Origin of the sequence: Psychrobacillus sp. FSL K6-2836 (assembly GCF_038003085.1) — a bacterium.
Taxonomy (GTDB): Bacteria; Bacillota; Bacilli; order Bacillales_A; family Planococcaceae; genus Psychrobacillus.
Map to the genome: position 1 here is coordinate 4,101,839 of NZ_JBBOOM010000001.1, position 25,877 is coordinate 4,127,715.

30 protein-coding genes and 1 other annotated feature are annotated in these 25,877 nt (G+C 35.2%); of the genes, 20 read left to right on the forward strand and 10 right to left on the reverse strand.

Translation table 11 applies throughout. From position 1 onward, the window contains the following. Positions 1-290: 290 nt before the first annotated feature. From MKY37_RS19935 to MKY37_RS19950, 4 genes are read left to right on the forward strand one after another with little or no spacing between them, the layout of a single operon-like run. Positions 291-830, forward strand: a complete 540-nt coding sequence (locus MKY37_RS19935; RefSeq protein WP_340779596.1) for an AAA family ATPase — start codon at positions 291-293, stop codon at positions 828-830. A 13-nt stretch (positions 831-843) separates the two neighbouring features. After that, complete coding sequence (locus tag MKY37_RS19940) at positions 844-1,908, forward strand: hypothetical protein (RefSeq protein ID WP_340779597.1); 1,065 nt, start codon at positions 844-846, stop codon at positions 1,906-1,908. 7 nt (positions 1,909-1,915) lie between these two features. Continuing rightward, positions 1,916-2,389, forward strand: coding sequence for an 8-oxo-dGTP diphosphatase (locus tag MKY37_RS19945; RefSeq protein WP_340779598.1), 474 nt, complete (start codon positions 1,916-1,918; stop codon positions 2,387-2,389). A 12-nt stretch (positions 2,390-2,401) separates the two neighbouring features. Then, positions 2,402-2,959: a GNAT family N-acetyltransferase gene (locus MKY37_RS19950; RefSeq protein ID WP_340779599.1), complete on the forward strand. Its 558-nt coding sequence runs from the start codon at positions 2,402-2,404 to the stop codon at positions 2,957-2,959. A gap of 118 nt (positions 2,960-3,077) precedes the next feature. On the opposite strand, the gene MKY37_RS19955 is transcribed toward MKY37_RS19950, so the two are convergent. Then, positions 3,078-3,959, reverse strand: coding sequence for a LysR family transcriptional regulator (locus MKY37_RS19955; protein ID WP_340779600.1), 882 nt, complete (start codon positions 3,957-3,959; stop codon positions 3,078-3,080). 103 nt (positions 3,960-4,062) lie between these two features. Here MKY37_RS19955 and MKY37_RS19960 point away from each other — a divergent pair, with 103 nt between their 5' ends. The 5 genes from MKY37_RS19960 (at position 4,063) to MKY37_RS19980 (ending at position 8,298) form a co-directional block, all read left to right on the forward strand. Next, on the forward strand, positions 4,063-5,133 hold the full coding sequence (locus MKY37_RS19960; RefSeq protein ID WP_340779601.1) for a citrate/2-methylcitrate synthase: 1,071 nt from the start codon (positions 4,063-4,065) through the stop codon (positions 5,131-5,133). A gap of 114 nt (positions 5,134-5,247) precedes the next feature. Further along, on the forward strand, positions 5,248-5,475 hold the full coding sequence (locus MKY37_RS19965) for a hypothetical protein (protein WP_340779602.1): 228 nt from the start codon (positions 5,248-5,250) through the stop codon (positions 5,473-5,475). A 296-nt stretch (positions 5,476-5,771) separates the two neighbouring features. Next, positions 5,772-6,632, forward strand: a complete 861-nt coding sequence (locus MKY37_RS19970; RefSeq protein WP_340779603.1) for a hypothetical protein — start codon at positions 5,772-5,774, stop codon at positions 6,630-6,632. Further along, positions 6,625-7,386, forward strand: coding sequence for a class I SAM-dependent methyltransferase (locus MKY37_RS19975; protein ID WP_340779604.1), 762 nt, complete (start codon positions 6,625-6,627; stop codon positions 7,384-7,386). The genes MKY37_RS19970 and MKY37_RS19975 overlap by 8 nt, the downstream gene beginning before the upstream one ends. Positions 7,387-7,746: 360 nt before the next feature. Then, entirely contained in the window at positions 7,747-8,298 is a 552-nt protein-coding gene (locus MKY37_RS19980; protein ID WP_340779605.1) for a biotin transporter BioY, read from the forward strand. A 325-nt stretch (positions 8,299-8,623) separates the two neighbouring features. Here MKY37_RS19980 and MKY37_RS19985 read toward each other — a convergent pair whose 3' ends face one another. Further along, a complete protein-coding gene (locus MKY37_RS19985; protein WP_340779606.1) occupies positions 8,624-8,767 on the reverse strand; it encodes a hypothetical protein in 144 nt (47 codons plus the stop codon). 88 nt (positions 8,768-8,855) lie between these two features. Further along, positions 8,856-9,116 (forward strand) — a binding site (T-box leader). Positions 9,117-9,169: 53 nt separating this feature from the next. Here MKY37_RS19985 and metG point away from each other — a divergent pair. Next, positions 9,170-10,807, forward strand: coding sequence for a methionine--tRNA ligase (gene metG, locus MKY37_RS19990; RefSeq protein WP_340779607.1), 1,638 nt, complete (start codon positions 9,170-9,172; stop codon positions 10,805-10,807). Positions 10,808-11,314: 507 nt separating this feature from the next. On the opposite strand, the gene MKY37_RS19995 is transcribed toward metG, so the two are convergent. From MKY37_RS19995 to MKY37_RS20010, 4 genes are read right to left on the reverse strand one after another with little or no spacing between them, the layout of a single operon-like run. After that, positions 11,315-12,883, reverse strand: a complete 1,569-nt coding sequence (locus MKY37_RS19995) for a YndJ family protein (protein WP_340779608.1) — start codon at positions 12,881-12,883, stop codon at positions 11,315-11,317. Beyond that, positions 12,873-13,484, reverse strand: coding sequence for a DUF4166 domain-containing protein (locus MKY37_RS20000; RefSeq protein ID WP_340779609.1), 612 nt, complete (start codon positions 13,482-13,484; stop codon positions 12,873-12,875). Before MKY37_RS20000 ends, MKY37_RS19995 begins: the two co-directional genes overlap by 11 nt. A gap of 11 nt (positions 13,485-13,495) precedes the next feature. Continuing rightward, entirely contained in the window at positions 13,496-14,407 is a 912-nt protein-coding gene (locus tag MKY37_RS20005) for a DoxX-like family protein (RefSeq protein WP_340779610.1), read from the reverse strand. Between the two features lie 36 nt (positions 14,408-14,443). Then, positions 14,444-14,944, reverse strand: a complete 501-nt coding sequence (locus tag MKY37_RS20010; RefSeq protein WP_340779611.1) for a GNAT family N-acetyltransferase — start codon at positions 14,942-14,944, stop codon at positions 14,444-14,446. Between the two features lie 77 nt (positions 14,945-15,021). Here MKY37_RS20010 and MKY37_RS20015 point away from each other — a divergent pair, with 77 nt between their 5' ends. From MKY37_RS20015 to MKY37_RS20030, 4 genes are read left to right on the forward strand one after another with little or no spacing between them, the layout of a single operon-like run. Further along, positions 15,022-15,468, forward strand: a complete 447-nt coding sequence (locus MKY37_RS20015) for a MarR family winged helix-turn-helix transcriptional regulator (protein WP_340779613.1) — start codon at positions 15,022-15,024, stop codon at positions 15,466-15,468. Between the two features lie 52 nt (positions 15,469-15,520). Beyond that, positions 15,521-16,855 (forward strand): NAD(P)-binding domain-containing protein, encoded by a 1,335-nt coding sequence (locus MKY37_RS20020; RefSeq protein WP_340779614.1) that lies wholly within the window; start codon positions 15,521-15,523, stop codon positions 16,853-16,855. A gap of 14 nt (positions 16,856-16,869) precedes the next feature. After that, positions 16,870-17,058 (forward strand): hypothetical protein, encoded by a 189-nt coding sequence (locus MKY37_RS20025; RefSeq protein ID WP_340779615.1) that lies wholly within the window; start codon positions 16,870-16,872, stop codon positions 17,056-17,058. 38 nt (positions 17,059-17,096) lie between these two features. Continuing rightward, positions 17,097-18,392, forward strand: coding sequence for an arsenic transporter (locus MKY37_RS20030; RefSeq protein ID WP_340779616.1), 1,296 nt, complete (start codon positions 17,097-17,099; stop codon positions 18,390-18,392). Positions 18,393-18,785: 393 nt separating this feature from the next. On the opposite strand, the gene MKY37_RS20035 is transcribed toward MKY37_RS20030, so the two are convergent. Both MKY37_RS20035 and MKY37_RS20040 read right to left on the reverse strand, forming a co-directional pair. Continuing rightward, positions 18,786-19,010, reverse strand: coding sequence for a hypothetical protein (locus MKY37_RS20035; RefSeq protein WP_340779617.1), 225 nt, complete (start codon positions 19,008-19,010; stop codon positions 18,786-18,788). A 214-nt stretch (positions 19,011-19,224) separates the two neighbouring features. After that, a complete protein-coding gene (locus MKY37_RS20040; RefSeq protein WP_340779618.1) occupies positions 19,225-20,040 on the reverse strand; it encodes an SDR family oxidoreductase in 816 nt (271 codons plus the stop codon). A 99-nt stretch (positions 20,041-20,139) separates the two neighbouring features. Here MKY37_RS20040 and MKY37_RS20045 point away from each other — a divergent pair, with 99 nt between their 5' ends. The 5 genes from MKY37_RS20045 (at position 20,140) to MKY37_RS20065 (ending at position 22,014) form a co-directional block, all read left to right on the forward strand. Next, positions 20,140-20,385 (forward strand): TetR/AcrR family transcriptional regulator, encoded by a 246-nt coding sequence (locus MKY37_RS20045; RefSeq protein ID WP_340779619.1) that lies wholly within the window; start codon positions 20,140-20,142, stop codon positions 20,383-20,385. After that, positions 20,336-20,647, forward strand: a complete 312-nt coding sequence (locus tag MKY37_RS20050) for a TetR-like C-terminal domain-containing protein (protein ID WP_340779621.1) — start codon at positions 20,336-20,338, stop codon at positions 20,645-20,647. Before MKY37_RS20045 ends, MKY37_RS20050 begins: the two co-directional genes overlap by 50 nt. Positions 20,648-20,698: 51 nt before the next feature. Next, positions 20,699-21,211: a GNAT family N-acetyltransferase gene (locus tag MKY37_RS20055; protein ID WP_340779623.1), complete on the forward strand. Its 513-nt coding sequence runs from the start codon at positions 20,699-20,701 to the stop codon at positions 21,209-21,211. 99 nt (positions 21,212-21,310) lie between these two features. Further along, complete coding sequence (locus MKY37_RS20060) at positions 21,311-21,613, forward strand: hypothetical protein (RefSeq protein WP_340779626.1); 303 nt, start codon at positions 21,311-21,313, stop codon at positions 21,611-21,613. Positions 21,614-21,768: 155 nt separating this feature from the next. Beyond that, positions 21,769-22,014, forward strand: a complete 246-nt coding sequence (locus MKY37_RS20065; protein WP_340779627.1) for a hypothetical protein — start codon at positions 21,769-21,771, stop codon at positions 22,012-22,014. Between the two features lie 62 nt (positions 22,015-22,076). Here MKY37_RS20065 and MKY37_RS20070 read toward each other — a convergent pair whose 3' ends face one another. Next, positions 22,077-22,934 carry a manganese catalase family protein gene (locus MKY37_RS20070; protein ID WP_340779628.1) on the reverse strand — a complete coding sequence of 286 codons (858 nt, stop codon included), beginning with the start codon at positions 22,932-22,934 and terminating at the stop codon, positions 22,077-22,079. A 164-nt stretch (positions 22,935-23,098) separates the two neighbouring features. Here MKY37_RS20070 and MKY37_RS20075 point away from each other — a divergent pair, with 164 nt between their 5' ends. Then, positions 23,099-25,099, forward strand: a complete 2,001-nt coding sequence (locus MKY37_RS20075) for an ABC1 kinase family protein (RefSeq protein ID WP_340779629.1) — start codon at positions 23,099-23,101, stop codon at positions 25,097-25,099. 72 nt (positions 25,100-25,171) lie between these two features. Here MKY37_RS20075 and MKY37_RS20080 read toward each other — a convergent pair whose 3' ends face one another. After that, a complete protein-coding gene (locus tag MKY37_RS20080; RefSeq protein ID WP_340779630.1) occupies positions 25,172-25,774 on the reverse strand; it encodes a hypothetical protein in 603 nt (200 codons plus the stop codon). Positions 25,775-25,877 lie beyond the last annotated feature (103 nt).

The window sequence follows — 25,877 nt, forward strand, 5'->3', positions numbered from 1 at the left end:
GTTAACCGCTAAGTTTTTTCAATAAGTGGAGATGCTTTTTTCTTATTAAAGTTACATTTACCCATTTGTCTAAGAAGGAAAAGTAAAACCTTTAGTTGAATTTACTACAATAGAGAAGGGTGGTTATAAGATGAAAATAAATAAAATGACCAATACTCAGGGAACCAACTCCATTTTTCTTAATATAAAGGCGCTGGAAAAGGGCTACGTTATTGGTTGAAATAGCCTGAAAATAATAGAAAGAGAATTTAGTAATACGTACATTTTTATCAAAGAGGGGAGGTAAGCAAATGAAGGTACAAATAATAGGCGGTTCAGGAACGGGCAAAAGTACCTTAGCAAAATTTATAAGCAAAAAGGAAAATATTAAGTGGATTGATACAGACAGATATCTTTGGAAAGACGAAACTTTTACTGAAAATCATCCCATTGAAAAACGAATAGAAATGTATGAAAAAGACATGGAATCCAATGAGGAATATGTTGTTTCAGGATCTGTTTTTTCATGGAATCGTAATGGATTTAGTAATCGTAATTTATTTGTATTCCTCCATTTAGATGAAGAGATTAGAATGGAGCGTTTAAGAAATAGGGAAATCAGACGAAATAATTTTAAAAAAACTTGGATTGATGAAAATGGAAATAATACCAATGAATTTTTAGAATGGTGCAAAACATATTTAAAGGAACAGGATGAAACAAAGATAGGAACTTATGCTGCGCAATCCTATGAAATGGAATTATCTAAAAGTCCTATATTAAAACTCGATAGCTCGCAATCTGTGGAAGAACTTTATATGGAAATAAAAGCTTGGTCAAATAAAGTTTAGAGGAGGAGAGGCATTGAGAAAACTAGTACTAATCCTACTAATATTGGGTGGTATATGTATAAATCCAACCTCCATTTTTGCAAATGGCACGAGTTATTTTGAAGAACCTACCACTCCGTCTGGACATGTGCTTCCTATGGAGGAAAGTGTCATCAGTATAGAGAGTGAAAAATTATATATAGAAATTGAACAGGAAGATGATATACCGCCGTTTCCAATAATGCTTGCAAATGTTCGTGTTATCTATGAAATGGAAAACAAAACAGAAGAGGATCTTCAAGTGCCTATAGCATTTCCGCAACCAGGTAATTCATATGAGTGGAGTGTTGACTTAGATGGAACTGATATTCCTTTAACTGGTAATATACCTTTTAATGCGGAAGAATTAGTAGGGGATAAACCTCATATTGAATGGGTTAATCCAAGAACAGGACAAACGTATTCTTTTGGAGGGTACGATGTAATAGTTGACTCAAATAAATTAGGAGCAAAAACCTTTGAGGTAACTTTAAATGCAAAGAGCATACATACGCTAACTATTGAATACGAAGCAACTTTAGGAATAGATGAGAGGGCTAGTCTCCATCCTATTTATCGATTAGATTATCTACTTCATCCAGCATCCTACTGGAGTGATTTTAAAGACTTAAGTTTAGAAGTCAAGGTGCCAAAAAGAGCGAGTGTGTATGTGAATTTACCACTGGAAAAGGAAAGTAATACGTATATCGGGACATTTGAAACACTTCCTGAAGAAAATCTCGTTTTATTCATCTCGCCGAGTTCTGGTTTACTGATAAACCTTTTTAATTCGCGACGCGTGGCTCTACTTTCACTTGTTATAATGCTACCTATATATTACGTAATAATACTATTATTGAAGAGAACTTCTCTAAAATATAAAACGAGCTTATCATTGATTGTTTTAGTTGTATTTGGCTTGGCTGGTTTGGATATTGTTAGCCATAAAATATTAGGATACCCATTAACGATGGTTCAATATGTTCTCTACATCATGAACTTGCTGATATTGTGGTGGATGTGGTATCGAGTATTTAGAATAAATGGAAAGAAGGGGTAGAACGGTAATGAGTGATTATATAAACTATAAGATTTGGACAGTATGTATGGTTCAAGATGGAGAAAAGATTTTACTTCTAGATAGGCAACATGACGATTTCAAAGGGTTTATTCCACCTGGAGGGAAAGTTGAATTTCCAGAAAGTATTATCGATAGTGCTATTAGAGAGGTGAAAGAAGAAACTGGATTAGAGGTTAGTAATCTCATTTTTAAAGGATTATATGAATACGTTAATCCAGTCGCTAAGGATAGATACATGATATTTAATTACATAACGTATGATTTTAAGGGTGAATTACTGGAGGATTCTCCAGAAGGTAAAGTAGCTTGGATAAATATTAAGGATGCATACAATCTCCCGATGCAAAAATCAATTCAAAGAAGGTTTCCGTTATTCTTTGAGGATGGAACATTTGAAATACAAGTGGAATGGAATGATGAGGAAAATAAAGAAGGAAAAGTGTTAATAAGAAATACGTGAGTAGGTGAAGAATTGGAATTTTCAAAGGTAGTTATAGAGACCGAAAGATTTATCATACGCCCCTTTAACAAAGAGGATTATAGCAATTGGTACGAGCAGTTTGATAATAGATTGCCGTCGCAGTACTTATATGATGATGGACGACCTTTAAATATGTCTGCTTCAACTGAAGGCTGGTTTATTGACTGGATTGATGGCTTCAATGATTTAGCCAAAAAAGATGAGATGTATATACTTGGGATATTTCGTAAAGAAGATGGAGTAAATGTGGGGAAAGTAGAGCTAATAACAATCTTAAGGATGGATTACCAGTGGGCAATGATGGGCTACTCGATTCACAATCAGTATTGGAAAAAGGGTTATGGTTTAGAGAGTGTATTAGCAGCCACTGAAGCTTTCTTTTCAACTTTAAATTTTCATCGAATCGAATTACATATAAATACGGATAATTATCCCTCGATACGACTCGCGGAAAAAGCTGGATTTATGTTGGAATGTGTAAGGAAAGAATTTTCACTAGAGAATGATAAATGGACTGATTTTTTGATTTACTACAAAAATCGAATATAAAACTCTATAAAGAATTCTTCTTATTGTTAAATTACATTAATTAAATTGACCACCTCACGACCTCCAAGTCCCCAAGGTTTTCACAGTTAGGGGACTTCTTCGGCTTTTCTTATAATATTCAACCAAAGTAAAACTTCGATATTTGGTCAATGAATAACTTTTCTAAATCACCTTTCTTTTTCACGATGATGAAAGTGGAAACAGAAGGTAACCCAAATAAATCAAAATGGAGTTGCATTACTTTTCCTTCTAATAGTTCACGCCGAACGATTGAGTGTGGCAAAAAGGATACGCCTAGATCGTCCTGTATAAACCGTTTGGCAATATGAGCTTGTGTTACTTTCATCGTTCTAACTCCATTGATGTGTTTATGTAATTTCACGAGAAGATCATCCCAGAAAACAGGATGATGATGGGTAAATAAATAATTTTTTTGTAAAACATCTTTAATATCAATTGGTGGCCCACTCTCCTCATCATAAATATCTATGGGCATGACAAATAAAATTGGATCCTCATAAAAGGAAATCGATTCTACTCCTTTTCTTTGCGTGTCAAGTGCGGAAATGCCAATATTTACTTCTCCAGAATCTACTAGATCTTCAATAAGATAAGATTCCTCCACACGAATATGTATTTCCAAGTCAGGTTGCAGCTTCATAAATGAACGTAAAAAATAAGGAAGAATCGTTTCGGCCATAAGAGGTGAAATCGCAATTGTCCAAGTTCGGCGATAGCCTTGCTTAAATGCGTGCATTTTGTGAATCGTATTTTCAGTACTGTTCACTAGTTTTTGTGCTTCGGGTAAAAAGTATTTTCCAGCTTCAGATAAGGTTACTCGATTATTTTGTCTGTCAAAAAGAGCGGATCCCAAATGTTCCTCCAGTAATCGGATATGAACGGTCACACTTGGTTGAGACATCATTAATTTTTCAGAAGCCTTTCGAAAGTTGAGTGTGTCTGCAGCAGTACAAAATGTTTTTAACCATTGATATTCCAACTAATCACCTTCTTCGATTAATAATAGTAATTAATTTGATTATATATATTTAATTTTTATTATCAAATTTATCTTTTATAATAAAGTAAAGGAGGAGTTATATATGTTTCAAAAGGGATTAAAAGATGTTGTAGCAGTTCATACAAAAATTGCGTCAGTGGATGGTGACATTGGAGAACTAAGATACAGAGGGGTACAGGTCGATAAGTTAGCCGCTACTAGTACATTTGAACAATTGGCGACCTTTATATGGACTGGGGAAAGAGGCTTTGAAAAAGACCTTGAGTTGAATCAGTGTCGAGAATTGCCTGCACATATAATTGCAATCATTGATGCACTTCCAAAAGAAATTTCTTTAATGGATGCGATGAGGACGGCTATTTCTGCATATGCACATACAGAATATAAAGAAAAGACAATAGCAGAGCAGGCAGTCCTATTAACAGCTGCACTTCCAATGATAGTAGCTAGACATTATCGAAACCAACTTGGACTACCTGTAATTACTGCAAATAAAGAGCTCTCCCACACCGCTAATTATTTATGGATGCTGACTGGAGAAATGCCGAGTGATGTCCAAGTAGAAGCACTGGAAACATACTTGAAACTTACAATGGAGCATGGTTTGAATGCATCGACCTTTGCAGCAAGAGTAACGATTTCAACAGAGTCAGATTTGACAGCTGCCATTACTTCCGCACTTGGGACAATGAAGGGGCCGTTACATGGAGGAGCTCCATCAGGAGTCATTTCTATGTTAAATGAATTTGAAGATCTTTCCCAGATTCGTACTATTGTAAAAAATAAAATAGAGAACGGCGAAAAGATAATGGGCTTCGGGCATCGAATTTATAAAACAGAGGATCCTCGTTCCATTATACTGAGAGAGAAGTGTTTGGAGCTTCAAGGTAAAGATGCATGGCTAGATATTGCAACCATCGCAGAAAAAGAAATTATCGAGTTATTGGCGGAGTATAAACCGGGGAGGAAGTTATACACGAATGTAGAATATTATGCAGCAGCCATTATGCGATCCATAAATATGCCTTCAGAATTATTCACCCCGACATTCAGTATTGCAAGAATGGTTGGCTGGACAGCTCATGCTATTGAACAGTTGGAAGACAATACAATTTTCCGCCCACAGTCTATATACGTAGGGGAAATAAAATAATTCTTAAAAGATGCCGTTTTAGTAACAGGAAACAGCATCTTTTTTTGTGGAAAAGGAAATCTCGTCATCAAGGCGAATATACATATAGAGATGCAAATGAAAGGGGTATGAATATTGAAATATATAATAATGGGAGCAACGTCGATACTTTCAGGAATCATGCTATTTGGGATGACGTGGATTGCGGCAGCTATTTATACAACAAGAGGTGGGCAATATGGACAATTTGCAGACGCTCTATCGGCGATTGGATATTTTCCTATATTTATTAGTATTTTGTTAGTAATAACTGGAATATGTTTTTTTGTAATGGCCTTTAACAAACATTTAGAAGACGAGTAAGCTGTGGTAGAAATATTTATCTATAAAATTATCTGAATAATGAAACCTTTCTATCGTTTTATAAGTATAGTAATAAAGGAAAAAGGGGGGGAAATTATCATTATATTAAATGAAAACCCATTAGAAAATATAAAGCATACGCAAAACATAAATTTAGTGATTAAAGGGGAAACGGTATATACCCAAGAGAGCTTTTTGAACAAATTCCTGAAGAAGAAACTATTATGAAAAATATTCAAGCGTTTATGGATGAATTTGATGCAACTACTAGCAAATAAAAAAGGGGAAAGTTTAGGATGCAAATAGTAGATACAGTTCCATATTTTTTTACAAATTATGAACCGACAACACAATCTTTACGTAAATATTATGCGAAATTCCCTGTAATTTTCAAAGAGTATTTTAATAGACATTGTAAGGATACAGAAGAAAGACATTTACAATCGATCGAAAAATATCCTCAGTATTTTAATTCTATCAAAGACGTACACGAAAATATTCAATCAATTATCACTGAAATAGCAGAAGCATATATGGATAAATATAATATATCCTTTCCAGTGAATATAAATTTGATCGTTGGTGGCTTTGGGTCCAATGCGTATACTTACCAACAGATCATCCCTGATATTACGTTTGCATTAGAAAAGCTATCACCAAACTCTGATCATCTGCGAGTAATAGTAGCCCATGAATTTGGACATTTGGCTCAAAATATTCTATTAGATAATGCAGGAATGGACTGGTCAAAGTCCCAATGGACACATCCGCTCATATGGCTTTACAGAGAAGGAGTTGCAACCTACTTATCTCGTCAAATAGCCGATAATAATCATCCTTCGGTCTATTTTTCTTATAATGATGAAGGTGTAGAATGGCTTACTTTTGCTCAAGCAAATACCACAAAGGTCAGGCTGGCATTTAAGGAGGATTATGAAACTTTAAGTTCAGATGAATTATTTCGCGAGTGGTTTTCCATTAATGGAGGAAATAGATTTGGCTACAGTAGATTAGCCTACTTTTTAGGGGATCTTTTCGTTCAAGAATATGCGGAAAAGTATGGAGCATTAGCCATGGTCCTTGCGTGGAAGGAACAAAAATTAGAAGAGGAAATAGCGCAATGGCTATCTAAAAAAGGAGCAGACATAGATGAATAATAATCTAGATGAATACAATGATCCAATTTCCTACGATATTGAAAATGATGCCTATACTGGAGAACTCAATTTACTTACAGAATGGGCTATCAGGCAAGGAGGACCAATTATAGACCTGGCATGTGGAACTGGAAGAATGACGATTCCTTTAGCACAAAAGGGATTCGAATTGATTGGTGTAGATCTACACGCGGGTATGCTTGAACATGCGAAGAAAAAAGCGGAAGATTTAAATATACGAATTGAATGGTTAGTTCAAGATTGCACAGTGCTTCAAATAGAAGAAAAAAGCCCGTTTATGTTTATGGTTGGAAACTCCTTTCAACATTTTCATACAAATGAACATCAAAATCTTGTTTTAAGATCCATACATAGTCATTTAGAAACAGATGGAATTTTGGTATTTGGGACTAGGTTTCCAACGGCGGAAGAGTTGCTCCAACCAAGTACAGAAGAGTATTGGAAAACATATATAGATACAATTGAGAATAAAGAAGTAAAAGTATATACGATTAGTGATTATAATCCTTTAGAACAAATACAGCATTATACAACAATCAGAAAATATATGGATGGAGACAATGTTGTAGAGGAAAGAAAAACGAACATCAGTTTAAGATACACTTATCCTAAGGAAATGGAGCGGTTACTATTTGATAACGGGCTAGACATTTTACATGTCTATGAAGATTGGAATAAATCACTACTAAGTAAATATAGTGATGAAATGATTTATGTATGTAAAAAAAGATAAGATTGGACTAAGCAATATCTGACATGAATTAATTAGTAATAAGTGTGATATATGTTAGGTAAAGTATGATAAGGATCATATATGTGTAAAAGTGTTTAAGAAGACACTCATACCCTCAGTAAATTAATCGGACAAGATGAGGGTTTATCTAATGTTTCTTAACGCAGTGCTGATTTAAGAGTGAGGATTATCCCTCACTCTTTTTTATAGGACGAAATAGTTAACTTTTCTATATTATAAAACCTTTTGTATTTGATTCAACTTTATAAAAAAGTTGATTGACAGTATTAGAAAAATGCTTTATCTTTGTGTTAACCAATAAAATAAAAAAGGTTAACACATTAAAGGTGGTAGTATATTTTGAAAAAAGGTAATATTTATCAATACTTATTAGCGGCAATTGGTGCAGCAATTATAGCAATACTCGCGCAGGTGACGATTCCTCTGCCACTTGTACCAATTACAGGGCAAACTTTTGCAATCGGTTTAGTTGTTACCATTTTAGGTATGAGATTAGGTGTATTATCGGTGATAGTATACATATTAATCGGTGCGGTAGGGATGCCAGTATTTAGTGGGATGTCAGGAGGATTAGGAATTGTAGTTGGACCAACAGGCGGCTATATTGTTGGTTTCTTGCCATCTGCATTACTTATGGGACTTTATATGAGAAAATTTGGTGTCACAATTTCACATGCGATTATAGCTAATTTAATTGGTATGGTTGTCACATTGGTATTCGGGACGGTTTGGTTAAAAATAATAGCGGACTTGACGTGGACTGCAGCATTTATGGGTGGCGTGGCTCCGTTTATTATCGTAGGTGTAATAAAAGCAGTACTAGCTGCATGGTTTGGTGTTGTCGTTCGTCGCCGCTTAGAAACAGCACGTTTAATCGTGGCGAATACATAAAACAAAATGTTTTTTGGTTAATAACTTCCAGGGTAGTTTTAAATGATTTATTCGATGACGGGTAACTTTGGAATATTTGTAGTGGACCTTTTTTATGTAGGTAAGGGGAGGCACCAAGTGGAATAGATGCTTGTTGCCCACTTGCCACCTTAGTTCATATACAGATATTCAGGTTTCTGTAGAGTTGATGGTGATTCAGGGAATGATTTCGGGTTTGTTCGATTCCTTGATTGAGAAAAAAACACATAAATTATACTATGGTCATAATCTTTCACTTGTCGACAAATTTTAGTAATGAATGATTTATGTATTTAAATGGAAGTTATTAGAAGGTAGTAGAAATCCAATTAAATAAAAGTGCTATAAGATAAAGAGGTACACCGACAATGAGCAACCCTGCTATAAAGTACGATACATAATACAAAATATCATGTATAGCACCAGCGAAATCATCAATAAAGCTTTTCATTATGTTCAGCTCCTTCACTTTTTACTATTTTATCACAAAAGATTGCACAGTTTAGAATTTTATGTATAATCATATTAACAAATATAAATTAATAGCGATGAAGAGGAAAAGTAAAATGATGATGTTGTAAAGAGAGCTTCTGCTGGTGGAAATGAGGCAAACTAGTCATTTGAACATGATCTCTGAGCTTCGTACTGAACGTTTTGTAACTAGTAGGATACGACAAGATTTGGCACTTGTTATCCATGTCAAAGTATAAAGGCTTTTTGCCATGTACTTTTAGAGTCAGACGATGCGAGTCGTTTGAAAATTAAGGTGGTACCACGAGACTAATAACCTCGTCCTTATCGGGATTTTTCCGGTAAGGGCGAGGTTTTTTTATCTATAAAGGAGGAATTGCAGATGAGTATTTTTATTGGAGGGGCTTGGCCCTATGCGAACGGCTCGTTGCACTTAGGTCATATAGCTGCATTATTACCGGGGGATATACTGGCAAGGTATTTTAGATTAAAGGAAGAGGATGTACTATATGTTTCGGGAAGTGATTGTAATGGCACTCCTATTTCTATTCGAGCGAATAAGGAAGGGGTTTCGGTAAAGGAGGTAGCCGATAGATACCATTCTGAATTTGAAGATTCGTTTCGACGTTTGGGGTTTTCTTATGACCTCTATACGCGAACAGACAGTGAGAATCATCACCAAGTTGTAAAGGAGCTATTTTTAAAGCTATTAGATAATGGGTTTATTTATAAAAAAGAAATAGAACAGACTTATTGCGAGGAAGACGAGCAATTTTTACCAGATAGATATGTGGAAGGGAAGTGCCCAAACTGTGGGAGCAGTGCTCGTGGAGATCAATGTGATAATTGTTCCAAAATATTAGATCCATTAGATTTAATCGATCAAACATGTAAGCTATGTGGAAATGTCCCAACAATCCGAAAAACAGAGCATTTTTATTTTGAGTTAAGTGCTTTTCAAGAACAATTAGAGAATTTCGTCCAAGAAGCAAAAATCGGGGAATTATGGCGATACAATGCAATTCAATTATCCGAGCGTTATTTAAAGGAAGGGCTGTTAGATCGAGCAGCCTCTAGAGATCTTTCGAATGGAGTAAGTATTCCTGTAAAAGGATATGAGGAAAAGAAAGTTTATGTATGGATAGAAGCAGTAGCAGGATATTATTCGGCAAGTAAAGAATGGGCGAAGAACTCTAAAACAGAAGATAAACCATATTGGGCAGAAGATACAGTTTCATACTATGTACATGGAAAAGATAATATTCCCTTCCACTCACTGATTTGGCCAGCAATATTACTAGGGATAAATAGCCAAGCATTACCCACACATATCATTTCAAATGAGTACTTGACGCTCGAGAAAAGAAAACTCTCCACAAGTCAAAATTGGGCGGTTTGGATACCGGATATTTTAGAGAGATATCATCCAGATTCCATACGCTACTTTTTAACGATAAATGCTCCAGAAAATCGAGATACTGATTTCTCCTGGAGAGAATTCATACACAGTCATAATTCGGAATTGCTTGGAGCATACGGAAATCTTGTAAACCGAACATTTAAATTCATAGAAAAATTCTATGAAGGAAATATAACTGTGAGCATTATAGATGAACCAACTATAAAACAAACGGAAAAATTATATGAAGAAGTCGGCAAGCTAATAGAAAAAGGACATTTCAAATTAGCATTAGAAACAATATTTATATACATCCGTAATGGAAATAAATATTTCGACGCACAAAAACCGTGGATCCAACTAAAAGAAGAGGAGCTAGCGTGTAAAAAAACGATTGCTACCTGTGTATACATTATAGGGAATGCAGCGCAAATATTATCACCATTTCTACCCTTTTCAAGTGAGGAAGTTAAAACCTATCTCCATATTGATGATTTCACTTGGAAGCCTATTAATCCTCAGCCTATCCAGTTACAAACGGTCAGACCTCTGTTTGAAAGAATCGATATTAGTGTAATACAGGAGGAACTAGATAATCTAAAAGAAAATGCTAATGCTTAAATAAGAAAAACTGCCCAGTCCCTTTAAGAGGAGTAACCTTAGAAACACCGTTGATTTCAGCTGTTTTTTTAACAATATATGGAGAAACACGGATGGACATTCTGAGGGAAAAGAAGATTAATTTTTGATAGAGATTCATCTAATAGAAATAGTACTAAGATATAACAAAAGGCTCGATTTATTATTATTAAAATCTAGCCTAGAAACACCGCCAGCACCCTGCAAAACTAGTTTGGATGGAAAAACGATTACATGGTGGTAATATCCCTACATTACTTAGTATAACCAATCGTCTTATTGCTAGGCTATGCTAAAACTTTTAATTGGGTACTACTCTCTTGTCTGATTGTAGTGAAGTGCGGCGACTCCAGCGGGATGAGTGAGACAGATGAGACATCACAACGGAAGGGGAGCTACGGTGATGGCTCATCGCTCACCCCGCGGAAAGCGTCCGCCTGAAACGAAAATCAGTGGACACTGGTGATTGGGTATTAAAATCCTCTAGTTCTACCTATCTTTTTTAACAATCGTATAATCAATACTCAAAAAAGGAATGGAGAAGATTTTCATCCGATGTTTAGCATAAAGGTCTCTATCTGGTAATTCTTCTATTAAAAACTGCTCCTGAAGTGGGAGCTTAAATACAAATTTGTGAAATGACAGATAAATTCCTGCATCTGAATTGCTATTAGCACGACTAGTTAATAGTAGGTCTCCATTGTTTTTTTCTTGCAGTTCAAGTATACCGATCATAGATGAGAAAGGGAGAGGCAATGCAATATTCATATATGTTTTCTCACCTTTTTCATGCATGGAATACAAGGCAACAAAAATTACTTCGGCTTCTATTTTACGAAGCCATGCCCTTGTTTTAAAACGACCATCTTCGACCGCAATAATATCGCCAGTCATCTCCATTTTTTTAGAAGAATAGGGCAAATTCAACTGCTGCATTCTTTGACTAATCATTCCATAGACAGCAGCAAATGGTTTAAACCATGTATTCCAATGTACCTCAGAAAACAACTTGAACTGTTTCGTGTTTTCATAGAAGTCGACAATTGATGGCTTCACGTTTTTTTTATTAATATATACCTCCATATTATCTACAAGTCCATTGTAGGTTTCAGTTCCTTTGTAATTCTTCAGTATTGGCTCGCCAACAACAAATTTCCCTCTAATATGGCTAATTGGAAAGTTCCACTTTTCGTGAAGAGTAGGAGGTGTAAAAATAGACCATCCGATTACACCGCATAAGCCAAATAACAAACAGTTAAAAAACCCATGAAACTTCAGCATAAACTCAATACTCACCTGAAATAACCCGAAAACATTTCCGATCGCATATAGTAAAGAGAAAATAATTGTAATTCCTAATGCACTAAACGAGATTAAAACTAAGCTTTTTTGTAGTAGTCCTTTAAATGGAGTTTTAAATGCAATAACGATAAATCCATAAATACCAATAATATATAAAAGGACAGATACTAACTCAAGCCAAGGAGAAAATGTAATACCCGCTGCAACTACTAAAGGTGAGACCAAAATGATGGAAGCGAAAAATGGATAACTTTTAGGTTTGTATAGTCTACCGACAAACCCTATAAAAATAGGTAATAGAAAAGAAGAATAATGGAAATGGATTGCCGTAAGCCAAGTTAACATAGGGGAGAAGCCAGTATCAATCCCTACTTCGAAAGCAAAAAACCAAATCCCTCCCATGAATAAATACATGAGACCGGCATCTATTGAAAACTCCTCTAAATGAGCAAATCCTCTTTGAACAAACCGACTAAATCCATAGATCGCAACTGCAAGTGTAAATACTAAGTAAATAGAAGCTAGTACAATGTCAAAACTAGTTTCATTTGTTATTTGCAGTACAATAACAGAAAAAATAGCGGGAAGAACTAAATAATACATTCGAGTTTCTACTTTAAGAATGAGCTGTAAAGTTAGTGGGACGAATAAAATCTGTGCTATTGCCAGCATTAAAAAGTACCACGGGTTCACAGAAAAAAATGCAGTTATAGTAAACAAAACAATATGTATTATAGCAAGCCACTTATAGGTCATCAGATCGGAATTCCCCCTTATATTCAAATAAAGTACCAAGCAACGGGTTCGTAATCAACACATGTATAAAAAAAGCTTCATTTTCCTCCATATAACTTTCCTTGACTAAAACATTCCCTTGGAACAATTTTGGAATGGGAAATTCAAATTTTCCTAGGACAATTCGTTGCTTTTGAGATTCGATCCTTAAATATCCTTGATCTGTAACTTCAAAAGTTAGCTCAGAGTAAAATAGACTAGGCTCACCTAGGTAATCCTTTACTAATTGCTTATCTTTATCCAAGGACATAAGAGCATTAAAATCACGGTTAATATTTTGGAAATAAAATCTTCTTTCCCAATGAACCTGTTGCTCACCGTTTGATCCAATTTGTTGTTTATTGACAATATGAAAAGGTATATTATTGCCATGTTCAGGAAACAAAAATTTTCTGCGTGTAGCAAATAATTTAAATAGGTACAACCATTTAGGGCCACTGGTTATTTTATGCATAACTCCGGTTGCCTTAAAAGTTTTATCATCTTCAAACCCATATCTTTTTTGAAGCATTGGGTGCATTCTATAATATTGTTCTCCAAGAATTTCTTTATAAATGGACATGTAAAAGCTCCTCACCTTACGCGTTTACAGCTTTTCGCTGTTGGGATATCTTTACTGGACAACAAGCCAATAATCGTTAAAACGATTAGAGATAAGTTGAATGTTACAGGATTGAAGGGATGTGACAGTACCGAAGAATTGGCAACTATAGCAGAAACGGTTAGCAATGGCAGTAATAATAACTGCAATCTTAGTAATCTGCTTTTATTTTGATAAAGAATCCAAATTAAGCCGAAAATAATCTCTATAATACCAATAGCTGCAACTATATTATGTGTCTCGCTTGGCTTCAGTGGAAGTAGCGCAAAAGTCAAAGCAACTTCCTCAGGATGCATCATGATTAATTTGGGTATCAATCCTTGATAAATCCAAACGAAAAAGAATAGAAAAGTAATTATCCAGTGTGTAAAAAATCGTATATATTGCGCGGATGGGGTATCTCCTTTTTCGAGCCATCTTTTTAACACATCAAAGCTTAGTGCTGTTGCCCATCCCATTAAAGGTCTAAAAACGATTCTATCCACCAGCTTACCTAAATCGCCAAATGGCACAACATAATCGTATTGAGTGAAAAACTTAGTAGCATTATGTTCAGGAACATACTTCCAATAACCTTTTCCTTCTTTAATAGGTGATAAAAAATGGTCCGTCCCGAAATGAAGAGAGGATGTTCTTGAATCGTCCTTTGCATGAAAAGTACCGACACTTTTTCCCCAACCATTTATAGCCATACCGAAACCTATATTCGTTTTATATTCAAATAGTTGGGCTTCATTTTCTTTCTTTGGCAAGTAAGTAATAGAAGAAAAGCGTAAATCCCATTGCTCATGCAATGTGGGATTTTGGGAAGCCTCCCATACTAGTTCTATAGGTTCATCGATAAGAATCTCTACGTATATTGGTTTATTTTTCAATTTTTTCACCCCCCTTGAGAATACCATAATGCGAAGGCTTTTTAACTATATGTCCAGCATTGATTTACTTCTTCTTTCAAAAAGCAAATTATCCCTCCATATTCCATTCATTTTCCCAATTCGTTCGCGAAATCCTACTTCTCTAAAACCTTGTTTTAAATGTAACTGTATACTAGTGGTATTTTCCGGAAATATAGATGATTGTAAAGTCCAAAATCCATTATCTTCAGATGTTTTTATTAAATGATCCAGAAGGAAATGGCCAATGCCTTTTCCTTTTGCTTTCGGATGAACATAAACACTAACTTCACCGACCCCAGCATAAGCCGTTCTATTAGAAACAGGAGAAAGCTTATACCAACCTAATAATAGATCACCATCTTTTATAACATAGCTACATTCTTTGAAACCGTTAGATATCCACTTATCATAGGTAGATGGAGCTTGTGTTTCGAAAGTGGCATTATTTGTTTTAATGCCACTTTCATATATATATTTAATTTGATCCCAATCTTTACTTGATACCTTCTCAAATTTTAAAAGCATATTGTTTGCTCCTCATCGTTTTTAATACTTGCATTATACAACTATTTATATTATAAATAAAGAAGGGAGTGAATTCCATGGAAAACAAACGAGAATTATTTCAGCTTTTAACAAGAAGATTTGGGCTACTAAATAAAAACTGCTGTGCTATAGGTGCAGTAGAAATCTCAGCTGTTCAAAGTCATATTTTATATGAAATCGATAAGCAGCCTGAATCTTCTATGCAGCAGGTGGCGGAATTATTGGCGATGGATATTACTACCTTTAGTAGACAAATTCAAAACCTCATTAAAATGGAGCTTGTCACAAAAACACCCTCTGTCCAAGATAGAAGAGTTTCCTTATTAGGCCTTACCGTACAGGGAAAATTTGTTGCAACTTCTATTGATGAATCGATGAATACTTATTTGGAAGAAGTATTCTCTCACATGAATGAATTCGAACGTGAAACAGTTATACGCTCATTAGAACTATTGAATAAAGCCATGTCCAAATCGAATGTATGTTGTGATACGGTGTGTTAACTTTAATAAATGTTTGCGAATTGCAAGTATTTAAAGAAAGGAATTCTTTATTATGATTAATTTTAATATTATTGATAAGTCTTCTTGTTGTATACCTCATAACGGAAGTAATGACTTAAATCATCTGCCAGTCGCTATTATTGGTGCAGGACCTATAGGACTTGCTGCTGCAGCTCATTTAGCTGATCGTGGGGAACCCTTTATCCTAGTGGAATCGGGTGAAAATGTCGGTTCGAACATTCGTCAATGGGGTCACGTTCGATTATTTTCTCCGTGGCAATATAATATCGATAAAATTGCAAGAAAGCTTCTAGAAAATAATAATTGGATTGCACCACCAGCAGATGAATTACCTCTTGGTAAAGAATTAGTTGAACTATACCTAGAACCACTTTCAGAACTACCTCAAATACATCCACATATTTTATTTAATTCTGTTGTTACTGCTATTAGTAAAAAGGGATTAGATAAAATGAAGAATGTTGGTAGGGAAAATACATCATTTGTTATATATTTGGAACAGGATGGAACTACAACCCGTGTAGAAGCAAAAGCAGTAATTGACGCCTCTGGAACTTGGTCGCATCCTAATCCTGTCAACACGGATAATGTTTGGACACTAGAAGAAAAAGCTCTACTTAAGCACATTTATTATGGCATTCCTAATACTACTACTATGAGAGATAAATACAGTCATAAACGAGTTGCAGTTATTGGTGGAGGACATTCTGCTATAAACACCATTCTTGAACTTTCGGAGTCAGGTAGTCAAGAACTTTTCTGGATTATGAGAAAGAAAAAAGTAGAAGATGCTTATGGTGGAGAGGAAAAGGATGCACTGGAAGCAAGAGGAGAGCTTGATAGTAGAATTCATCAATTAGTGGATAGTGGAAAAGTAAAACCAATTACTCCATTATATATACAGCAACTAAAAGAAACGGCAACAGGGGTTAGGATAATAGGTCAATTTAATGGTAAACATTTTGAACAAGAAGTAGATGAGGTTATTGCAAATACAGGAAGTCGACCAGACTTTTCTTTCTTGAGAGAAATAAGATTAAGTGTGGATGCTGGCACAGAAAGTGTAGAAGCTCTTTCTACTTTAATTGATCCCAACTTGCATAGCTGCGGGACAGTTCGTCCTCATGGTGAAGAAATTTTACGTCAGCCAGAAAAGAACTTTTATATTGTCGGAATGAAAAGCTATGGACGTGCTCCAACATTCTTAATGGCAACTGGTTATGAACAAGTTAGATCGGTAGTTGCTTATTTATGTGGTGATTTGGAAGCATCGAAGACAATTGAATTAGATTTACCTGAAACAGGAGTGTGCAGCACGAATATTAAAGTATCTCAAGCAGATTCATCATGTTGTGGAGCCTGCTAAAGGAGTAAATAATTATGCCTGTCAATAATGGTGGTAATTTATCCAAAGAGTATTTTAAATCCTATTTAAACCTAATTATGGTTGCTAATATGTGTACAATGGAAGAAGCAAAAGAGTATATGTTCGAACAATTTTTTAAGGGTAACAAGGATACATTTGGAGAGTACAGTTACTATCAATTTTTACAGGTAACAGAAGGATAAAGTTCATTCATAGTTTATGCAGCAAGGGAGAATTTAAATTGACAGATGCAATATTAGCATCACTGATATTCTTAATCACGCTTACATTCGTTATTTGGCAGCCGAAGAATTTATCCATTGGTTGGACAGCATGTGGCGGGGCATTAGTAGCTTTATTGGTGGGTGTAGTAGGTTTTCAGGATGTACAGGCAGTAATTGGAATTACATGGAATGCAACGTTATCATTTGTTGCAATAATACTTATTTCATTGATATTAGATGAAATTGGATTGTTTGAATGGGCGGCACTCCATATGGCGAAAGCAGCAAAAGGTAATGGGGTAAAGATGTTTGTCTATGTAAGTATATTAGGGGCGATTGTAGCTGCGTTTTTTGCAAATGATGGAGCAGCATTAATATTAACACCGATTGTCTTGGCAATGGTACGTCATTTGAATTTTAAAGAAGCAATGATTTTTCCTTTTATAATGGCAAGTGGGTTCATTGCAGATACAACCTCACTTCCATTTGTAGTAAGTAATTTAGTAAACATCGTTTCGGCAGATTTCTTCCAAATTGGTTTTGTGGAATATGCTTCAAGAATGATTATTCCGAACTTATTTTCGTTAATTGCAACGATTAGTGTGTTATTTATTTATTTTAGAAAAAGCATTCCAAAAACTTATGAATTAACTAAGTTAAAGGAACCAAAAGAAGCGATTAAAGATATAAAAATGTTCCATTTATCTTGGTACGTATTATTAGTACTGCTAGTTGGCTATTTTACTAGTGAATTTACAAACCTACCAGTTTCTTTAGTTGTAGGGGTTGTTGCTATATTTTTCATATTAATGGCGAGAAACAGTCATGCAGTGAATACTACTAGTGTTATACAAAATGCGCCTTGGAATATTGTGTTTTTCTCCATAGGAATGTATGTGGTTGTATATGGTTTAGGGAATGCTTGGCTTACGCATTCGTTAGCAGGTGTTATTCAATTTGTTTCAGAACAAGGATTATTTGTAGCAACAATGTCCATGGGATTCATTGCAGCATTTCTATCATCAATTATGAATAATATGCCTACTGTTATGATTAATGCACTTGCAATAGCAGAGACGAATACTTCAGGCGTTATTCGAGAAGCACTTATTTATGCAAATGTTGTTGGTTCCGACTTAGGACCAAAAATTACGCCAATTGGTTCACTTGCGACATTAGTATGGCTGCATGTCCTATCTCAAAAAGGTGTGAAAGTATCCTGGGGCGTATATTTTAAAACTGGCATTATTTTGACGGTTCCCATTTTGTTTATCACCTTGTTTGGACTTTACTTAACTTTATTAATTTTTTAGGGAGATTTTTATGACAAAACAAACGATTTACTTTCTAGTGGATATAAAAAAAACACCAACTTCAATATAATACAATAAAAAAGGAAGCCGATTCTAAAAAATCGCTTCCTTTTTCTATTCCAAATTGGCATCCGCCACATAACTCACTGCAACCACCACATAAACTTCTATAACTACCACATACCCAAGCTCAACCACCACATAATTAGAGTTAACTACCACATACCCAACCAAAACCACCATACTATTAGAAAAGAAGTAGAAAAGTGGGCTGTATTTCAACAAGTTCGTGATGAAATTGGAAATAGAATTAACCAATTTAAACAGAAAAGCACTAAATATGGCTAATATTAAAAGCACCTTTCACCAATTAAAAGTGAAAGGTGCTTTTATTTATTCGTTCGAATCATCCGATGAATCGTCAGTGGTATCATCTTCCTGCATTTCTTCATCCTCATCGTTTGCTTCGTTTTCAATACCTGCGTCATTTTCTCCATCATCTTCAATCATTGGATCATTTACTTCAATATCATCCACATCTGTATCCTCATCGCCACATGCTCCGAGAATAAGTAACGACGATAATGCTAATGGTAAAGCAACCATTTTTCTTTTCATAATTTTTACCTCCAGTATTATATTCAATATTTTATGGACTCTCTTTATATATACCTCATTTTTAAATACATAAACTTATAAATTTCGTTTCTATTAAGGTTAGATGTTTTTCTATGGTTTGTTGAAACTGTTCAATAGTTATTTTAACGATTAAAAAAGCAGCCGGAGATCATTCTCTAGCTGCTTCAAGTCTTTTACGTTATTATTCTTTGTTTTATAATGCTTGTACCCGATTTAAGTTCGCGATAGTACCACCATCCACACGTAAATCTATACCTGTAATATATGAAGCGGCATCGCTAAGTAGGAATTCAACAGCTGAAGCAATTTCTGATGCTTCACCTTCACGTCTTAAAGGTGTAATTTCAAGCATCATTTTCATCTGCTCTTGCTGAGAGGCTTCTTGACGCCCCATAGGTGTGTTAATAGTACCTGGTGAAATCGATGTGATACGTGCACCTCTTTCACCCCATGCCAATGCTTGATCTTCCACAATAAGAAGTACGCCTAATTTTGAGAGGCTATATGCTGCACCTGAGTCGCCTTGTGAAAATTGCTCCATTGTTTCAATGACATTGTCAGCTAATGGTTGTTTTAAAATTTCCGTATAAGGTCCTTGTCGTGGAGCCATATGACCACTCATGGATGAGATACAAACGACAGAAGTACCATTAGTTGCAAGTGGAAGGAAAGCATCCAATACGATTCCAGTACCAACTAAATTGACCTCTGTAATTCGTTTAGAATCAGCCATTGTTGGTGATAGTCCAGCTGTGTGAACAAGTCCTTTCAATGTTCCTAATTGGGAAGCTTTTTCCACCAAGGCAGCAACATTTTCTTTTGAAGTAATATCAACTGTTTGGTAGTGTACATCTGTAATCCCAATAGCCTCTAGTTCTTCTTTAGCTTGTAATAAACGATCTTCAGATACATCTGCTAATAATACAGTTCCCTTTTTGCCAACAAGTTCGGCAGTTGCTTTACCCATGCCACCAGAACCGCCTGTAATTACATAAACCTGCTTTGTCATATTTACTTCCTCCTAACCATGTAATACCATTATTGTAAACGCATTCGTAATCGAAATAACGAGACATTTTCGCTCGGAATGTCCAGAGGGGTGTCACAATTGAAAATAGTAAAAGAAACGATTATTGAAGCTTTTTTACAGTTATTACACGAGAAAAGCTTTGAAGAATTGTCGGTAAAAGAGATTATTCAAAAAGCAGGGTTTTCTCGTTCTACGTTTTATCTACATTTTGCAGATAAATATGAATTAATGGAAGATGTGAGACGTTCGTTAAATGGCCGGTTTTTATCATTTTATGAAATGGAATTCAACCAATGGAAAGCCAATGACACTTCACTTATGTGAACATATTTTTAAATTTCGTTCGTTTTACGAATTGGAATTTGCAGATACGAACGCTATTCGAAAGCTATCAAATAAACTAGCCGCGCACTTACTACATATATTTGATGACAATGATTATGCGATATTTGCAAGCTATGGTACAACTGGATATTTAACCTTTTGGGTAAAAAATGGCTTTACAATGAGTCCTGCAGAAGCAGCTGAAAAGCTATTAAAAATTGGTTTAACGAATTGGACAAAAAGAATAGCATACGAAATGTAACTAAACGACCAAGCTATATTATTTCATTTTATTTTAAAAAGGAGTGTCTCAATGATAGTTAGAGAAGCAAAGGTGTCAGATGCTGCTGGTATAGCTTTTGTACACGTAGAAAGTTGGAAAACTTCATACCAAAATATTCTTCCTAAAGAATTCTTGACGAACTTGTCCTATAAAAGCCGAGAACAATTCTGGGAAACGAGTATTCCGAAAGGTAATGTGTTTGTTGCAGAGAATGATGAAGGGAAAATAGTTGGTTTTGCTTCAGGTGGAAACGAAAGAAGTGGCAGTTACGAAGGATATAAGGGAGAACTAACTTCTATCTATATATTAAAAGAGTATCAAGGTATAGGGATAGGAAAACAGCTTATGAAATCAATAATTAAGGGCATTGAAAAACTTGGCATTAACACAATGCTCGTCCTCGTATTAGAAGATAACAATTCAAAATTGTTTTATGAGGCTTTAGGCGGTAAGAAAATTGACGAAATTGAAGTAGAGATTGCTGGGAAGTTATTAAATGAACTCGTCTATGGCTGGGATAATATTAACGATATATTTCATTGAAAGGTACTCGTCTAGAAGATTCCATTGTTTTCGAGCTTATATGTAAAGTTATGACCATAAATAGAAGTATTTATATGGATAAAAGGATAGGAGATATGCATGAGAACGTTATTGGAGTTAATCCGAATTATTATTCTATTTGCAATTGTGGGAAGTGCTATAGGTTACTTTTTAATCTATATTTATTTAGAAATGGGCATTGATACAGAAAAATATGGATTGATCGTTTTTGTTGCCATTTTTATTTTATTTTTTGTTCTATATAGAAATAAGTTGCAATTCAGTGGCTGGTACAAGGGAAAAGGTAGGGAAAAGCTTCCGAGAAAAGTGTCACAAATACTAATTTTAAGTTCAATCGCTTTACTATTATTACCACCAGTATTAAACCTGTTATTACGGTAACAATTACAATCCCTATTTCCAGATAATGAGCAAAGCCCTTGCAGATTTACATTTCTTACTTTTATATTACCTCAATTATTATCATTATAATTTGTTTGCATAATATCTTTTATAGAAATAGATACTAAGCAAGAAGGTAAAAAGGAGAGATACTTATGGCCATATGTCCTTTATGTAACTCGTTAAAAGTTTTAGATATAAATTGTCCAAAATGTAATACTCAGTTGGAGGACTCTGGAAAAATATCCGATTTTTTAGATCCATACGGTCATTATAATGATGAGGAGACTGTGAAGATGGGGGATGGCTATCCAAACACAGCGAAAGATCAGATTTGCCCTCATTTAATGGTTTGTAATAATTGTCAGTATGATGTGGTGAAGTTTATACAAGAGGAGTAACAATCTTCAATATATCTACAAAAAAACTCAAGTAAAATTCTACTTGAGTTTATATTTTATCTTTAATTTTGCATATCACTTAGGCCAGGGCTGTGTTCGTTTGGCATTGCTGGCATCAATGGTACTGGAAAACCAGCAGGCGGATCGGTAACTGTCAGTTCACCATCATTTCGACTAGGGCTCGTACCTTGAATGATTTCAGCAATCCTAGTTGGGTCTAATCGGAAGTTAAATGTGGAATTATGATAACCCATGTCTATATACTTTCTGCATTCTGGATATTTGTTAATATCATAGTTAGGAACAGGGAACAGTTTGCCCCATTGCACTCCAAGTGTTTCTAAAGCTTTGGCAAATGCATTTTGATGTGAGTTGTCCCTTACAATGAGGAAGGCAAGGGTTTCTCGGAATGTCTTGTTGGAACTCATTTCATATATTCGAGTTTTTTGTAGTACACCAGTAGATTCTAGTACAAGGTTGTCAAGTAAATCTCCTATTAAATTTCCATGACTGTAAACCCAAGAGCCGTTCCAAGGGTTTCCGGCTGCGTCTACTGGCAAAGAAGCTTGTGCGCCAATAATGTAATGATGTGGATTGGCATGTTTCGTTGCTACGTCCAGTGGAGCGCCATTTATACCTGAATTACCAGCTGCAGAAGATTCACCCGACCCATTTAATAATTGGTTAATTGTATTTTGTACTAATTCCACATGTGCAATTTCCTCCAGAAATATTCCTCTAAGTAAATCTCTGAACTGAGTTTCCTTTCCTCTAAAGTTAGAGCTTTGAAAAAAATACTGCATCATTGTACGCATCTCACCAAAATGACCGCCTAAAATTTCTTGCAATACCTTTGCAGCAGCTGGATCTGGTTGGTCTGGGACTATTTGGTTTATTAGTTCTTCTTTATAATAATACATTCCTCATCCTCATTTCATTAATTATTCATCAGTCCTAGTATTCGAAACGTAATCATCTTTATACATTAATTTTAGTAAAGGTTTTCATTTGTGAAAGGAACGGAAGATTATTAAAATGAAAGAAAGGGAATAGTCTTAAGGTAAGTGAAAGGGGCGTGCTATATGTGATCTATTTGAAGATATTAGTTCAAATTTTAGTTATTTCATGCTTCATCTTTTTTGTGAGTGGCCGTTTAATGGGTTCTCAGATCAACTTTGTAAAACGTATTATGGCAGTTGTGATAAGTGTATTTTTTACTTCTTTTGTTTATTGGTACGCCTATCTACGTGGAACAAATTTCTTATCGGAAAGTTTTGTATATACTTATATGGATGTCAGCACTATTATATGGATCGGAAGCATGCTGTTAATATCCATGTTACTTTACCTTTTCTTTGAACTATTTGATCCAATGGCAATTGGAGAAAAGGGGCAAAGAGTATCTGGCAACAAATCATTATGGATACGCCTACGCAATCAATGGCGTGGTCAAAGAAGATTGCGACAGGTTGTCCAAATTGCGATGAAAAATGGTATTTCTCGGACGATTAAATATTCAAAGTTCAAGGAAAGTGAGCGAGAACTAGCCAAAGCTTTAAAAGATACATTGGAGCAATCTGGTGGTGTTTTTGTGAAGTTTGGTCAAGTTCTTTCTACAAGAGGGGATATATTGCCTGCTGCTTTTGTAAAGGAATTAGAATCTCTTCAGCAACATGTGAAGCCTTTAACTAATGAACAAGTAAATTCTATTTTGGTGTCTTACTTGCCCTATAAAATGGAGGATATGTTCGTTGAATTCGATTTAACACCTATTGCCTCGGCTTCGATAGGTCAAGTACATAAAGCAATTCTTCGCTCAAACAATAAAGAAGTGGTAGTGAAAATTTTACGACCGGATATAAAAGATATGATGCGAGATGATTTAAATATATTAGTAGACTTTGCTACATGGTTCTCTGATAAATCTACTTGGGCTGAAAAGTTAGGGTTTCGTGAGCTTGCAATTGGCTTTGCTGATAACCTGAGAGAAGAAGTTGATTTTGAGATTGAAATGCGAAATGCTCTCCAAGTAACAACTGCTTTAAAAGATAGCTCGTATGCAGTGAAAATACCTTATATTTATACAGACCTAAGCAATGATCATTTGATCGTTTTTGAATATGTTCATGGACAAAGTGTAGCAAATGGGGATACACTTTTTCATTCGCTAGGTGTGGATAGAGAGCAGTTTGCAAGGACTGTTCTATATTCATTTTTTGATCAATTACTGTATTCTGGAATATTCCATGCAGACCCACATCCAGGGAATATCTTTATAGACGATGTTGACGGAACCCCTATCTTCTTAGACTTCGGAGCTGTTGGTCGCTTAGCACAACCTCAGCAGGAAGGGATGAAGTTATTTTTATTGGGTATTCAACATAATGATTCGGATATTTTATATGATGCACTTTCTTTACTCGTTGAGGAAGTAGATCATATTGACCGCGAAAAATTGGAACATGCAATGGCACAATTAGTATTAAGAATCTCTTATATTTCGCATATTCCAACGGAGGAATTGATTCAAGCATTTTTTGAAGTAGTCCATAAATTTGGTTTATCCTTTTATCCATCGGTAGGAATTGCGCTAAGAGCCATAGTAACACTCGACGGCACTTTACACATGATTAAAAGTGATTTTGATATTTTTAATGAAGCAAAAGAATATTCTACTAAATATATGGCATCGTTATGGAGAAAACCATTTAAGGAACCAAAGAAGACCTTTGAACGCCTGGAAGAGGAACTTGCATTACTCTTACCTACCATCCGTAAAATTCCAAGACGAGTGGATCATCTCATTCAGCGAGTGGAAAGTGGAAAAATAACATTACACCATGATATTTTTTCTGATAAAAGTAATTCAATGTTTGTCACGCAATTATTTTCTCGTTTCGTCTTATTAATGGCTGGTATTACATTTGGAATTATATCGGTTGCATTACTAGCAATTGGGCAATTTATAGAGGAGGAATTTGCAATCTATCTGAACACAGCAGCGTATGTTGGATTATTTTTATGTGCAGTATTACTTGTAAGACTATCTATACAGGCTATACGATTGATGAAAAGTGATAGGTAACTTAAAATAGAAAGACACAAACCTCTATTTCATTTTGAAGTAGGGGTTTGTGTCATGAAGTGAAGTTCCAAATTATTCAGCGGCCAAAGCAGGGTGCTCCCAGTAGTCGTCTGCAACAACGGAGAGATTTTCTGCATTAAAGTTGTTAAAGTTTATTTTATTTAACGTTTCTTTACTCATTAGTACTATCATAACATCTCCAATCTCCACATTGCCGTATGGATCTGTAAGTGGGGCTTGTACTATTAAGGTAGCTTGAGTAACCTCGTCTTGTGATTTCAACGCCTTAAAAAAGTCTACTGTATAGTACAAGAGAGAATGTTTTAAGGATTTTGCAGACTTAAACTTTTCCTCCAATGCAATAGTTTCGACTACACCGTTTTCAAATCTAGACGATAGAACAGCATTTTCCTTCTCTAAGTTCGTTGTCCCGAAATTCTTCATAACTATTTCCGCTGCAATCACTTCAGGCGTTTTATGGCTCTGAGTCATTTTTTCTTTTAGCTCTTCTTTTTCCATTTTTTTATAAAAAGGTGAGTCGGCAGCTTCCACTGTATCAATTACATCTTTTTCTGTATGATCTAACACATTTTCAAAGATTCCTATTCCTAGAAATAATATTAATAAAATGAACCACCATCGTTGATAAATAGGTTTCTGCATATCATCTGCCAATGTAAATCTCCTTTCATCGTTGGAACGTATCTACTATTTTATGCAATCTTTAATGTAAAATATGTCTTGTACCTACTATCCCGTATTTATGAGCAGACCGATT

Bases quoted from the DNA above. Each gene is read 5' to 3' on its own strand.
- MKY37_RS19960 (WP_340779601.1), top strand. From the start codon at position 4,063: ATGTTTCAAAAGGGATTAAAAGATGTTGTAGCAGTTCATACAAAAATT.
- MKY37_RS19985 (WP_340779606.1), bottom strand. From the start codon at position 8,767: ATGAAAAGCTTTATTGATGATTTCGCTGGTGCTATACATGATATTTTG.
- MKY37_RS20025 (WP_340779615.1), top strand. From the start codon at position 16,870: ATGCCTGTCAATAATGGTGGTAATTTATCCAAAGAGTATTTTAAATCC.
- MKY37_RS19970 (WP_340779603.1), top strand. From the start codon at position 5,772: ATGCAAATAGTAGATACAGTTCCATATTTTTTTACAAATTATGAACCG.
- MKY37_RS20035 (WP_340779617.1), bottom strand. From the start codon at position 19,010: ATGAAAAGAAAAATGGTTGCTTTACCATTAGCATTATCGTCGTTACTT.
- MKY37_RS19945 (WP_340779598.1), top strand. From the start codon at position 1,916: ATGAGTGATTATATAAACTATAAGATTTGGACAGTATGTATGGTTCAA.
- MKY37_RS20070 (WP_340779628.1), bottom strand. From the start codon at position 22,934: ATGTATTATTATAAAGAAGAACTAATAAACCAAATAGTCCCAGACCAA.
- MKY37_RS20015 (WP_340779613.1), top strand. From the start codon at position 15,022: ATGGAAAACAAACGAGAATTATTTCAGCTTTTAACAAGAAGATTTGGG.
- MKY37_RS20040 (WP_340779618.1), bottom strand. From the start codon at position 20,040: ATGACAAAGCAGGTTTATGTAATTACAGGCGGTTCTGGTGGCATGGGT.
- MKY37_RS20050 (WP_340779621.1), top strand. From the start codon at position 20,336: ATGAAATGGAATTCAACCAATGGAAAGCCAATGACACTTCACTTATGT.
- MKY37_RS20000 (WP_340779609.1), bottom strand. From the start codon at position 13,484: ATGTCCATTTATAAAGAAATTCTTGGAGAACAATATTATAGAATGCAC.
- MKY37_RS20010 (WP_340779611.1), bottom strand. From the start codon at position 14,944: ATGCTTTTAAAATTTGAGAAGGTATCAAGTAAAGATTGGGATCAAATT.
- MKY37_RS20055 (WP_340779623.1), top strand. From the start codon at position 20,699: ATGATAGTTAGAGAAGCAAAGGTGTCAGATGCTGCTGGTATAGCTTTT.
- MKY37_RS20065 (WP_340779627.1), top strand. From the start codon at position 21,769: ATGGCCATATGTCCTTTATGTAACTCGTTAAAAGTTTTAGATATAAAT.
- MKY37_RS19975 (WP_340779604.1), top strand. From the start codon at position 6,625: ATGAATAATAATCTAGATGAATACAATGATCCAATTTCCTACGATATT.
- MKY37_RS19935 (WP_340779596.1), top strand. From the start codon at position 291: ATGAAGGTACAAATAATAGGCGGTTCAGGAACGGGCAAAAGTACCTTA.
- MKY37_RS20020 (WP_340779614.1), top strand. From the start codon at position 15,521: ATGATTAATTTTAATATTATTGATAAGTCTTCTTGTTGTATACCTCAT.
- MKY37_RS20060 (WP_340779626.1), top strand. From the start codon at position 21,311: ATGAGAACGTTATTGGAGTTAATCCGAATTATTATTCTATTTGCAATT.
- MKY37_RS19995 (WP_340779608.1), bottom strand. From the start codon at position 12,883: ATGACCTATAAGTGGCTTGCTATAATACATATTGTTTTGTTTACTATA.
- metG (WP_340779607.1), top strand. From the start codon at position 9,170: ATGAGTATTTTTATTGGAGGGGCTTGGCCCTATGCGAACGGCTCGTTG.